Source organism: Pantoea sp. App145, from assembly GCF_047947045.1.
Lineage (GTDB): Bacteria > Pseudomonadota > Gammaproteobacteria > Enterobacterales > Enterobacteriaceae > Pantoea.
Genome location: NZ_CP133290.1, coordinates 3,663,776 through 3,676,289, shown reverse-complemented (window position 1 = coordinate 3,676,289; position 12,514 = coordinate 3,663,776). Strand labels below are relative to the sequence as shown.

Genomic DNA, 12,514 nt, shown 5'->3' with positions numbered 1-12,514 from the left:
ATTGCCTCCGCCCCAGCACGCGTCAGTGCTGGGGCAGCACAATGCCATACAAAATCGGGATATGCGCCCGGAGCGAAGAATGAACCTGCTGTTGATGACTGTTTTGTGACATAAGTCACCGAATTTCAGCATACGAAGAAAAGATGTTTTGCGTACGGAAATAAGCGGCGCTACGAGAGCGCCGGACAGATCATTTCTTGATGGTTTTTACGCCATCGGCAGTGCCGATCAGGGCGATATCCGCACCACGCGCCGCAAATAACCCGACGGTCACCACGCCAGGCAGCGCGTTGATGGCTTTTTCCAGCGCGATAGGGTCGAGAATGCGAAGATTATGCACGTCGAGAATAATGTTGCCATTATCGGTCAACACGTTCTGACGGTATTCCGGCAAGCCGCCCAGCTTTACCAGTTCACGCGCCACATACGAACGCGCCATAGGAATGACTTCAACTGGCAGCGGGAAGTGGCCCAGCACATCCACTTCTTTCGACGCATCAGCAATGCAGATAAATTTCTCAGCCACCGCCGAGACAATTTTCTCACGCGTCAGCGCCGCACCACCACCTTTGATCATCTGCATTTGTGGATTGATCTCATCAGCGCCATCAACGTAAACCGACAGCGAGTCCACTTCATTGAGATCAAATACGTGAATGCCAAGGGATTTCAGCTTCTGCGTTGAGGCTTCCGAACTGGAAACCGCTCCCTCGATTTGATGCTTAATCGAGCCTAAAGCATCAATAAAGTGGGCGGCGGTTGAACCGGTGCCAACGCCAACAATGGTGCCCGGCTGCACATATTGCAGTGCTGCCCAACCTACCGCTTTTTTCAGTTCATCCTGGGTCATGGTATGTTTAAAACCTGTGCGACAACGAGGTGCGCGTAGTATAAAACAAGGCGACATAAAAATGCGCGGCTGTTAAAGGCTTTGTAACTCAGTCCACAAAAACCATCTTTTACATTTTTGTGGCATAGTAACCTCCACCCTGAACGAGAGAGAACAAGAATGAAACGCCCGGATTATCGAACGCTTCAGGCGCTGGATGCTGTGATTCGTGAGCGCGGCTTTGAGCGCGCCGCGCAGAAACTTTGCATTACGCAATCGGCGGTATCGCAGCGTATTAAACAGCTGGAGAATTTATTCGGCCAGCCGCTGCTGGTACGAACCGTGCCGCCGCGTCCGACTGAGCAGGGGCAGAAGCTGCTGGCGTTATTGCATCAGGTGGAGTTGCTGGAAGAGGAATGGCTGGGTGATGAAAATGGTGGCACCACGCCGCTGCTGTTATCGCTGGCGGTGAACGCCGACAGTCTGGCAACCTGGTTGCTGCCCGCGCTGAAGGATGTGCTGGCAGATTCGCCGGTGCGCCTGAATATCCAGGTTGAGGATGAAACCCGTACTCAGGAACGTTTACGTCGCGGCGAAGTGGTAGGCGCAGTGAGTATTCAGCCGCAGCCACTGCCGAGTTGCCTGGTGGACCAGCTGGGCGCGCTCGACTATCTGTTCGTGGCTTCACCTGAATTTGCCGATCGCTACTTTCCCAATGGCGTGACCCGTTCAGCGTTGCTGAAGGCACCGGCCATCGCCTTTGACCATCTGGATGATATGCATCAGGCTTTTCTGCAGCAGAATTTCGATTTGTCGCCGGGCAGCGTGCCCTGCCATATTGTTAACTCGTCCGAAGCCTTTGTGCAGCTGGCACGCCAGGGTTCGACCTGCTGTATGATCCCGCATCTGCAAATTGAGCGTGAGCTGGCGAGCGGAGATTTGGTTGACTTGACGCCTGGTCTGTACCAGCGCCGTATGCTGTACTGGCACCGCTTTGCACCGGAAAGCCGTCTGATGCGCCGCGTGACCGACGCGCTGATTGCGCACGGACATCGCGTACTGCGCCAGGACGACCTGGCCGCCTAAGCCAACAGGGGCGCTGCAGCGCCCCTTCTTATTACTGTGCGTTCGGTTTGATATCGAACACCACATCCACCTGATCGTCAAAGTGAATGCTCTGCTGCTCATAGGTCTGCTGTGCTGAGGTATCCGCTTCGGCGGCTGAGGCTTTAAACATGCGCGCCATCGGCATCGGCTGGTAGTTAGCAACGTGATAACGGATGCTATACACCGGACCCAGTTTGGCATTAAAGCCTTCGGCCAGCGCCGCCGCCTGTTGCGTCGCATTGGCGATTGCGGCTTTGCGGGCCTGGTCTTTGTAGGTTTCCGGGTGTGCCACACCGAGGTCCACGGCACGGATTTCGTTCAGACCGGATTTCAGCGCCCCATCCAGCAACTCATTCAGCTTCTCCAGCTGACGCAACGTCACCTGCACCTGACGCACCGCGCGGTAGCCTTTCAGCACCGATTTACCCTCTTTGGTGTAATCGTACTCTGGCTGGGTGCTGAGATTAGCGGCATCAATATCTTTCTTTTCGATACCGTTTTTTTGCAGGAAATCAAAATATTGCGCGACACGACTGTCGGCTTGTTTTTTCGCATCTGCCGCATCTTTCGATGAAACATTCACCACAATCGAAAGCGTAGCGATATCCGGACGGGCCTCCACGCTGGCCTGTCCTGAGGTGACCACATGCGGCCCGTTCGGCAATTCACCCGCCAGAACCATACCAGGCAATGCGCCTGCGCTCATTACGGCGGCCAGCGCCAGTGCTTTCAGTTTCACGGAAGTCCTCCTTGAAGAGTCAGTTCTAAGGCCGCCACTATGGCGAAGCCCGCTACACATTACCATGCGTGATGGTCTGAGTTTTGATTCTGCTAAAAGTTCGGGCACTCTGCTGTTTTATCGTCTCCGCGATCACAAAATCACCGATGTTTATTCGCTGAATTTTCGTACAAATGTTTCTATTAAAGAAACACCCTGACCTCCGGGAGAGTTTCACGATGACAGAGCAGCCAATAACCCAAGCTACCGCAGGCATCCGCGCCGGACGCACCCGCTTTCTGATGCTGGGTCTGGTGTTTATCAACATCATCATCAATTACATGGATCGCACCAATCTGTCGGTCGCCGCCACGGCGATGGCGGGCGAACTGCGTTTTACCCCGCTGGAGATGGGGCTGATCTTCTCTGCCTTTGGCTGGATTTACGCCGCGTTGCAGATTCCCGGCGGTTTTCTGATTGATCGTCTTGGTGCACGGCTGGTGTATGGCGTCGGGTTATTTATCTGGTCACTGGTGACTGCGCTGCACGCCTTTGCCGGTAGTTTCCTCGCGCTGTTTGGTTTACGGCTTGGCGTCGGTGCGTTTGAAGCACCGGTGATGCCCGCCAATAACCGGGTGATTTCCAGCTGGTTCCCGGAACAGGAACGCGCCAGCGCCATTGGCATTTATTCTTCAGCGCAGTTTGTCGGCCTCGCCTGTATGACGCCACTGCTGTTCCATGTGCAGGATGTCTTTGGCTGGCGCGGTTTGTTTGTGATCACCGGTGTCGCAGGCATGATTTGGGCGCTGGTGTGGTACCTGCTCTATCGTGAACCGACCGAACATAAAGGCGTTTCAGATGCCGAGCTGAATTATCTGCGCAGCAATGGCGCGCTGCTGGAAAGCCGTCAACACGCCAGCCAGCCACGCGCCCGCTGGCAGGATCTGGCGCACATGTTCCGCAGCCGCAAACTGGTGGGCATTTATATCGGCCAGTTCACCATCTCCGCCACCTTCTGGTTCTTCCTCACCTGGTTCCCAACTTACCTGGTGGAGTATCGCCATATGGGATTTATTAAGAGCGGCTACGTGGCGGCGGTGCCCTACTTTGCGGCCTTTTGCGGCGTGTTGCTGGCGGGATTCGCCTCCGATCGTATGATGCGACGCGGCGTCTCTGCCAGCGTAGCGCGCAAGCTGCCGGTGATCCTTGGGCTGTTTCTGACGCTGTTTATCCTCGGAGCCAACTACACCGATAACGCGACCCTGATCATGCTGTTTATGTCTGTCGCCTTCTTTGGCAATGGGCTGGCCACCATCACCTGGGTCTTTGTCACCGCGCTGGCACCCCGCCATTTGATCGGTCTCGCCGGAGGGGTGTTCAACTTTACCGGCGCGCTCTCCTCGATTGTGGTGCCGATTGCCATTGGCGCGTTAATTGATGGCGATAATTTTGCCCCGGCACTGGCCTTTATTGCCGTGCTGGCTGCCATTGGTATCGCCAGCTATCTGTTTATCGTCGGGAAAATTGACCATGTCAGCGCGCACTGATCATACGCTCGGCCAGCGCCTGCAACTGCGCCAGCCGCTGGCTGAGATGCGCTTCATCCGTCTGCCAGATTTTGGCGAAAGCCAGTGCCGCACGGTTATTGTTAATCGGCTTCGCCATGCTGACTTCGCCATCATCACGATGCCAGATGAGAGTGTCCTGCGACCGTTTACGTGCCAGCAACGGGGCCAGCTGCGTCCATTGCTCATCACTGAAGCGCGGTCGCAGCGCTTCGTCGCTTTCCGCCGCCAGCAGCGAGACCCCAATTACCGACTGCCAGGCAGGCAGCATATGGAATCCCGCCAGCGCCTGGCTGGTACTGGTGCGCTCGCCAGGCTCCGAGTGCCAGATATAGATCACCTGATCCTCCCACAACACGCCCAATGCCACCACGATGTCACGCGGCGCGTGTGCCTCCAACTGCGGCAACGCCTGGGCAAACAGCGACGAGCCACGTATTGCCTGGGCCGCCAGCGCATGGACCCCCGGTCCGGGCAAATAGCGGCGATGTTCATCCTGCATCGTCAGGCCAATGGCGGCCATGGTCATCAGCAGGCGGTTAACCCGTGTGCTGTTCATCCCCATCTGGCGCGCCAGCTCACGGCAGCCTACGGCTTTGCCACTGGAGACCAGATATTGCAGACAGCGAATACCGTCAATCAGGCTTTGATTGGGTTGAGAAGACATAAGTCACCCTGTGGCGGTCAAAAATTTAATCTTAGCTTCAGAGCTACAGGAATGAAATGATGCAAATTTTCTCCTCTCAGCCCGCCCGTGCGTTCCCACTGCAAACATTGCAGGCCGATGTATTGATTGCGGGCGGTGGCCTGGCGGGCGTCTGTGCAGCGCTGGCAGCTGCGCGTGATGGTTTGCAGGTGGTGTTGATCCAGGATCGCCCGGTGCTGGGCGGCAATGCCTCCAGTGAAGTGCGCCTGTGGGCCAATGGCGCGACCTCGCATATGGGCAACAACAACCGCTGGGCGCGGGAGGGCGGCATCATGGGCGAGATCATGGAGGAGAACCTGTGGCGCAATAAAGAAGGCAATCCGGTGCTGTTTGATATGGTGCTGCTGGATTTAGTGCAAGCGCAGCCGGGCCTGACGTTGCTGCTCAATACCACGGTCAGCGAGATCGAAAAGTCAGGACGGCAAATTGAGGCGGTGCACGCCTTCAATGCCATTAACCAGACGCGCTATTTTGTCCGCGCCCGGCAGTTTATCGATGCCAGCGGTGACGGGGTGCTCGGCTATCTGGCCGGGGCGGCGCATCGCGTCGGGGCCGAATCGGTGGAAGAATTCGGCGAGAAGATGGCCCCAGGTGAACATTTCGGCCATAAACTCGGTCACTCGATTTACTTCTACACCAAACGCACCACACAGCCGGTGCGCTTTGTTCCCCCCAGCTTCGCCTTGCAGGATATCCAGGCGATTCCGCGTTATAAACGCCTGACTTCCGAACTGAACGGCTGCGATCTGTGGTGGCTGGAATGGGGAGGACGGCTTGATACGGTACATGAGAGTGAAACCATCAAATGGGAACTGTGGAAAATCGTCTGGGGGGTGTGGGACTACATCAAAAACTCCGGTGAATTTCCCGATGCCGACAACCTGACCATTGAATGGGTCGGCTTAATCCCCGGCAAACGGGAGAGTCGCCGCTTTCTCGGCGCGACCCTGTTGTGCCAGCAGGATATTGTTGAACAGCGGGATCATTATGATGCGGTGGCCTATGGCGGCTGGTCGATTGATTTGCACCCCGCTGATGGCGTCTACAGCGAACATGAGGGCTGCCGTCAGTTCCACAGCAAAGGTACCTACACCATCCCGTTTCGTGCGCTCTACAGCCAGTCACTGGACAATCTGCTGCTAACCGGCCGCCTGATCTCCGCCACCCACGTGGCGTTCGGCAGCGCCCGTGTGATGTGTACCTGCGGCGTGCTCGGGGAAGTGGTGGGACACGCCGCAGCGCTTTGCCAGCAACAACAACTCACCCCGGCCCAGCTGGCCGCACCTGAGCGTATCGGGCAGTTGCAGCAACAATTACTGCGTCAGGGGGCTTATATTCCACGCCAGCAGTTGATCAGCCCGGCTGGCGCGGCAAAAATCGCGGTCAGTAGCACCCTCCAGCTCACTGCCCTGCCTGCTGATGGTGGCTGGCATCCGCTGCAATCACGCTGTGCACTGCTGCTGCCGCTGAAAGCCGGTGAGCGCCTGCCCGCGCTGAGGGTACATTTACGTGCCACACAAAAACAGTCGTTACAGGTGTCGTTGCTGACCAGCGAAAACCCGGCCAATACTTGCGGCGATCGGCAACTGGCCAGCCACACCCTGCTGGTTAACGATCAGGGCGAGTATCGGCTGGATTTTGCTTACCGCGCCGATTGCGATCGTTATCTGATGATCGCCTTCGCGGAAAACCCGGCGATTGAGGTTGCCCTGACGCGTGTGCAGCTGCCGGGCGTGATGATGGTGTTCAACAGCCTGAACCCGCGCGTGGCGAAGCGGACGCGCCAGATTAACGATGGCGATTATGGTGTCGATGAGTTTGATTTCTGGCTGCCGCGCCGCGCGCCGCAGCAGATACTTTTCGCCTTTAGCCTTGAGGCACCGCTGCAACTATGGCATCGCGACTATCTGCTGAATGGCAAGCTGCGACCGGAAAACCACACCAACGGCTGGGTTCCCGCGCTCGACGATGCCGCACCTGCGGTTAGCTGGCAATGGGAGCAACCCCAGCAGGCCAGCCAGTTAACCCTGCTGTTTGATAACGATTTTGACCACGCAATGGAGACAGTACAGATGGGCCACGCGCAGGCGGTAACGCCGCATTGCACCACCCATTATCGTCTGTGGCTGGATGAAATGTTGCTGGCAGAGGTCAGAGACAACCATCATTCCCTCTGCCATCACGCGCTACCGACGGGGGTAAATTTCCGGCAGATACGCCTTGAGATGCTTGCCAGCGCCGGTGCTGTCCCCGCACTCTACGGTTTGCATCTGCATCACCAGTTGGCGATGCCCTGACGCGCCAGCTGGAAGGCGATCACCCACATTACCGATCCCACCAGCAGGTTGATGATCCGCTGCGCCCGCACGGTGCGCAGCCGCGGAGATAGCCAGGCCGCCAACAGTGCCAGGCCAAAAAACCAGATAACCGAGGCACTGACACTGCCCAGCGCAAACCAGCGCCGCGCTTCTGCCGACGGTAGTTGTCCACCCAGGCTGCCCAGCACCACAAACGTATCAATATAAACATGCGGATTGAGCCAGGTCACCGCCAGCATGGTGGCGATAATGCGCCAGCGCCCCTGTTTCATGACTTCTGTCGATGCCAGCGACACATCACCCTGCCAGGCATTGCGTAGTGCGCCCCAACCATACCAGGTCAGGAAGGCTACCCCTGCCCAGGTGATCAGCATCAGTAATAGCGGTGACTGATTGAGCAACGCACTACCACCAAAAATCCCGCCGCAAATCAGCGCGATATCACTCAGGGTACAGAGGGCTGCCGTCATCAGATGATAATGGCGCTTAATGCCCTGATTCATCACAAATGCGTTTTGCGGGCCTAGCGGCAGAATGAGCGACGCCCCAAGAGCAAGCCCTTGTAAATAAACAGATAACACGTAATTTTTCCCATCAACAGTGGCGATGACGTGAAGTATAGAGAGGCGTGGGTATTAGAGGAAATGGAAAGATTTAATAGGTCATTAGCAAAACTGCTAATGACCTGGCAGGATGATTATTCAGCGCGCTCAGCTACCGCAGCGTCACTTTTCACTTGATGGAAATGCACATCCATCTGTGGATAAGGGATGCCGATACCATGCGCATCAAGTGTGCGCTTGTAGTTTTTCAGCAGATCCCAGTAGACGTTTTGCAGGTCGCTGCTTTTGCTCCAGCAACGCACCACAAAGTTGAGCGAGGAAGCCGCCAGCTCGTTCAGGCCGATCTGAATCCCCATATCCTTCAGTACGCGCTCGTCGGCTTCGGTCACTTCTCTCAGCAACGCAATCACCTGGTCCACATCGGCATCGTAAGCCACGCCGATAATAAACTCATTACGGCGAATGGGTTCACGGGAATAGTTGACGATGTTACCGGCAATGATCTTACCGTTGGGCACCACGACGATTTTACCGTCGGCGCTTTTCATGGTGGTGGAGAAGATCTGCACGTTCTGTACCGTACCCGTCACGCCGCCGAGATCGACAAACTCACCGGTACGGAACGGACGGAAAGTCACCAGCAAAACGCCTGCGGCGAGGTTAGACAGCGACCCCTGTAACGCCAGACCTACGGCCAGACCTGCGGCACCCAGTACGGCGATAACCGAAGCCGTCTGCACACCCACGCGCCCCAGTGCCGCGATAATGGTGAAAGCGATGATGCCATAGCGCACCAGCGCCGACAGGAAGTCCGCCACGGTCGCATCGATATGGCGCGCCACCAGCACCCGGTTGATGGTGTTAGAAATCACGCGCGCCACAATCATCCCGATGATGATGATGGCAATCGCCGCGACAATATTGACGACATAGCTCAGGATCAGCTCCTGATTACGTACCAGCCATCCGCTCGCGTTGTTAATGCCGTCAACGACATTTAAATCTTCCATTTGTTAGCCCTGTTGTTGAGTTTCCCGCAGGAAAGAACAAAAACTGCCAGAATGAATCCGACACTCCCGTGTACAAGGGTAAACAATAATGGGGATGAGCGCCAAAGGTGGTCTGAATTTACTGAATATTCCGAAAATAATGCGTAAAAAAAGGCCCTTTCGGGCCTTTTTTGTACTGTAAGTAAAAATTACAGCACGTCGATAGCGTTCAGCTCTTTGAAAGCCTGTTCCAGACGAACCACCATGGAAGCCTGAGCAGAGCGCAGCCATACACGCGGATCGTAGTATTTCTTGTTCGGGCTATCTACGCCGTTCGGGTTACCCAACTGGCCTTGCAGATAGTCTTCGTTCTTTTTGTAGTACTGCAGGATACCGTCCCAGGTTGCCCATTGGGTGTCGGTATCGATGTTCATCTTGATCACGCCGTAGCTGATAGATTCTTCGATTTCCGCAGCAGAAGAACCAGAACCACCGTGGAACACGAAATCCAGCGCGTTATGCGGCAGACCGTGTTTTTCGCTGACGTATTTCTGAGAATCACGCAGGATGGTCGGGGTCAGTTTCACGTTACCCGGCTTGTACACGCCGTGTACGTTACCGAAGGAGGCAGCGATAGTGAAACGCGGGCTGATTTTGCTCAGCTCAGTGTAGGCGTAATCAACGTCCTGCGGCTGGGTGTACAGAGCAGAAGCGTCCATGTGGCTGTTGTCCACACCATCTTCTTCGCCGCCGGTGCAGCCCAGTTCGATTTCCAGGGTCATACCCAGTTTCGCCATACGGGTCAGGTATTTGCTGGAGATCTCGATGTTTTCTTCCAGTGACTCTTCAGACAGGTCGATCATGTGAGAAGAGAACAGCGGTTTACCGGTTTTGGCGAAGTGTGCTTCACCCGCGTCCAGCAGACCGTCGATCCACGGCAGCAGTTTTTTCGCGCAGTGGTCAGTGTGCAGGATAACCGGCACGCCATACAGTTCAGCCATCAGATGTACATGATGCGCACCGGCGATAGCACCGGCAATCGCCGCGCCCTGCGGTTTGTCGGTTTTGTAACCTTTACCGGCGATGAAGGCAGCACCACCATTGGAGAACTGAACGATGACCGGCGATTTCACTTTCGCTGCCGCTTCCAGTACCGCGTTGATGGAATCCGTGCCGACGCAGTTCACTGCTGGCAGGGCGAATTTGTTCTCTTTCGCCACTTTGAAGATTTTCTGAACGTCGTCACCAGTGACAACGCCGGGTTTTACGAAATCAAAAATTTTAGACATGGTTGTGTCCTGTTTCGTTTACCGTTCATCCCCGAATCGAGGGGGACTGGATTTTATGCCCCATAAGCGTCAGGGCAAGCCTTCAGGCGACGCCAAAGCATCGCCCCCAAATGATTACTGCTTCGCGCGCTCTTCCAGCATGGCAACAGCAGGCAGTTTTTTGCCTTCCACGAATTCGAGGAATGCACCACCACCGGTAGAGATGTAGGAGATCTTGTCTTCGATACCGAACAGATCAATCGCTGCCAGGGTGTCACCACCGCCTGCTACGGAGAACGCTTCGCTATCAGCGATAGCGTTAGCAATAATTTCAGTGCCTTTGCGGAAGTTCGGGAATTCGAACACACCAACCGGGCCGTTCCACAGAATGGTTTTGGCGTCTTTCAGCAGTTTCGCCATGGCCAGTGCGGTTTCGTCACCGAAGTCCATAATTTCTTCGTTATCCGCCACTTCGGAAACCTTTTTCACGGTTGCCGGTGCGGTTTCAGAGAATTCTGTGCCTACGCGGGAATCGGTCGGAACCGGAATACCGTACTGGTCACGCAGGCCTTTCGCCGCCGCAACGAAGTCCGGCTCGAACAGGGATTTACCCACGTTGTTGTCGATAGCCACGAAGGTGTTGGCGATACCACCACCGACGATCACGGTGTCAGCGATTTTCACCAGTGACTGCAACACGTCGAATTTGGTGGAAACTTTAGAACCACCCACCACCGCCACCAGCGGACGCTGCGGGTTGCTCATCACTTTGCCCAGCGCTTCCAGCTCGGCAGACAGCAGCGGACCGGCACAGGCGATTGGTGCGAATTTGCCCACACCGTGGGTGGAGGCTTGTGCGCGGTGCGCAGTACCGAAAGCGTCCATTACAAATACGTCGCACAGCGCAGCGTATTTTTTCGACAGCGTTTCGTCGTCTTTCTTCTCGCCTTTGTTAAAACGCACGTTTTCCAGCACCACCAGCTCACCCGCAGCGACGTCAACGCCGTCGAGGTAATCTTTTGCCAGGGTAACATTGGTGCCGTTCAGTTTGTCTTTCAGATAGTTAACAACCGGTAACAGGGAGAACTCTTCGTTGTATTCACCTTCGGTCGGACGACCCAGGTGAGAGGTAACCATCACTTTCGCGCCCTGTTTCAACGCCGCTTCGATGGTGGGCAGAGAAGCACGGATACGTGCATCAGACGTCACTTTCCCTTCCTTCACTGGTACGTTGAGATCGGCACGGATCAGAACACGTTTTCCAGCAAGATCCAGATCGGTCATCTTAATTACAGACATGGTGAACCCTCTCGTTGATTCTCATAAGTTTTGCCAGACGCAGACCGCGTCTTACCTGAAACCGCTTGCGGCCATTGCTAACGTTGTGTCGAGCATGCGGTTAGCAAAGCCCCATTCGTTGTCACACCAAACCAGGGTTTTGATGAGGTGGTGACCACTGACCCGCGTTTGGGTGCCGTCCACAATGGCACTGTGCGGATCATGGTTAAAATCGACTGAGACTAACGGTAATTCCGTATAGTCAACTATACCACGAAATGCCCCTTCTGATGCGTTTTGCAGCAAGGCGTTGACCTCACAAGCCTTCACCGCCTGACGTACTGAAACGCTTAAATCAATGGCTGTCACGTTGATGGTTGGCACTCGCACCGCGATAGCTTCGAAGCGATCGTTAAATTTCGGAAAAATGCGCGTAATGCCCGCCGCCAGACGCGTATCCACCGGAATAATCGATTGGCTGGCAGCACGGGTACGCCGCAGATCGCTATGATAGGCGTCAATCACCTGCTGATCATGCATCGCCGAATGGATCGTAGTGACGGTGCCCGACTCAATGCCAAAGGCGTCATCCAGCAACTTTATCACCGGAATAATACAGTTGGTGGTGCAGGATGCGTTGGAGACAATGCGGTCAGTTTGTTTAAGAGCCTGTTCGTTCACGCCGAACACTACCGTGGCATCCAGATCGTTGCCGCCCGGATGCGAGAACAACACTTTTTTCGCGCCCGCCTGCAAATGGGCTTCGCCATCCGCACGGCTGCCAAAAACGCCGGTGCAGTCCAGCACGATATCGACATTCAGTTCCTGCCACGGCAGGGTGGCGATATCGGCCTGATGCAGGATGCGGATGGTATCGTCACCGACAAACAACAGGTCGCGCTCCTGGCGTACGTCAAAGGCAAAACGACCATGGCTGGTGTCATACTTCAGCAAATGCGCCATCCCGACGGCTTCAGCCAGTTCATTGATCGCCACCACGGTGATTTCCGCCCTGCGGCCCGTTTCATACAGTGCGCGCAGCACGTTGCGCCCAATACGACCAAAACCATTTATAGCTATGCGAACGGTCATCTCTACCTTCAACAACACCTGAAAAAACGTGCCGTTAGCCTGAGCGTTTCAACCCGTTTTGTACAGGGAATTCTTGCTGGC

General features: G+C 55.5%; 11 protein-coding genes. 3 read left to right on the top strand and 8 right to left on the bottom strand.

The window, feature by feature from the left end; translation table 11 throughout:
• Positions 1-190: 190 nt before the first annotated feature.
• Entirely contained in the window at positions 191-850 is a 660-nt protein-coding gene (rpiA, locus tag RCF31_RS16985; protein ID WP_084876567.1) for a ribose-5-phosphate isomerase RpiA, read from the bottom strand.
• Positions 851-1,009: 159 nt separating this feature from the next.
• On the opposite strand from rpiA, the gene RCF31_RS16980 reads away from it, so the two are divergent.
• The gene (locus RCF31_RS16980; RefSeq protein WP_084876568.1) at positions 1,010-1,915 is read left to right on the top strand and encodes a LysR family transcriptional regulator ArgP; all 906 of its coding nucleotides are present in this window, start codon (positions 1,010-1,012) and stop codon (positions 1,913-1,915) included.
• Between the two features lie 31 nt (positions 1,916-1,946).
• On the opposite strand, the gene RCF31_RS16975 is transcribed toward RCF31_RS16980, so the two are convergent.
• Positions 1,947-2,675 carry an oxidative stress defense protein gene (locus RCF31_RS16975; protein WP_084876569.1) on the bottom strand — a complete coding sequence of 243 codons (729 nt, stop codon included), beginning with the start codon at positions 2,673-2,675 and terminating at the stop codon, positions 1,947-1,949.
• 218 nt (positions 2,676-2,893) lie between these two features.
• Here RCF31_RS16975 and RCF31_RS16970 point away from each other — a divergent pair, with 218 nt between their 5' ends.
• Positions 2,894-4,201 carry an MFS transporter gene (locus tag RCF31_RS16970; RefSeq protein WP_416411778.1) on the top strand — a complete coding sequence of 436 codons (1,308 nt, stop codon included), beginning with the start codon at positions 2,894-2,896 and terminating at the stop codon, positions 4,199-4,201.
• Here the strand turns inward: RCF31_RS16970 and RCF31_RS16965 are convergent.
• Entirely contained in the window at positions 4,188-4,886 is a 699-nt protein-coding gene (locus RCF31_RS16965) for an IclR family transcriptional regulator domain-containing protein (RefSeq protein ID WP_299460010.1), read from the bottom strand. The genes RCF31_RS16970 and RCF31_RS16965 overlap by 14 nt on opposite strands.
• Positions 4,887-4,945: 59 nt before the next feature.
• On the opposite strand from RCF31_RS16965, the gene RCF31_RS16960 reads away from it, so the two are divergent.
• Positions 4,946-7,222, top strand: a complete 2,277-nt coding sequence (locus RCF31_RS16960; protein WP_416413282.1) for an FAD-dependent oxidoreductase — start codon at positions 4,946-4,948, stop codon at positions 7,220-7,222.
• On the opposite strand, the gene argO is transcribed toward RCF31_RS16960, so the two are convergent.
• From argO to epd, 5 genes are all read right to left on the bottom strand, one after another.
• Positions 7,201-7,824 (bottom strand): arginine exporter ArgO, encoded by a 624-nt coding sequence (gene argO / locus RCF31_RS16955; RefSeq protein WP_084876573.1) that lies wholly within the window; start codon positions 7,822-7,824, stop codon positions 7,201-7,203. The genes RCF31_RS16960 and argO overlap by 22 nt on opposite strands.
• 116 nt (positions 7,825-7,940) lie before the next feature.
• Entirely contained in the window at positions 7,941-8,816 is an 876-nt protein-coding gene (mscS, locus tag RCF31_RS16950; RefSeq protein WP_299460001.1) for a small-conductance mechanosensitive channel MscS, read from the bottom strand.
• A 188-nt stretch (positions 8,817-9,004) separates the two neighbouring features.
• Positions 9,005-10,084, bottom strand: a complete 1,080-nt coding sequence (gene fbaA, locus RCF31_RS16945) for a class II fructose-bisphosphate aldolase (RefSeq protein WP_084876575.1) — start codon at positions 10,082-10,084, stop codon at positions 9,005-9,007.
• A gap of 114 nt (positions 10,085-10,198) precedes the next feature.
• Entirely contained in the window at positions 10,199-11,362 is a 1,164-nt protein-coding gene (pgk, locus tag RCF31_RS16940; protein ID WP_416411777.1) for a phosphoglycerate kinase, read from the bottom strand.
• A 51-nt stretch (positions 11,363-11,413) separates the two neighbouring features.
• Positions 11,414-12,433 (bottom strand): erythrose-4-phosphate dehydrogenase, encoded by a 1,020-nt coding sequence (gene epd, locus RCF31_RS16935; RefSeq protein ID WP_416411776.1) that lies wholly within the window; start codon positions 12,431-12,433, stop codon positions 11,414-11,416.
• Positions 12,434-12,514 lie beyond the last annotated feature (81 nt).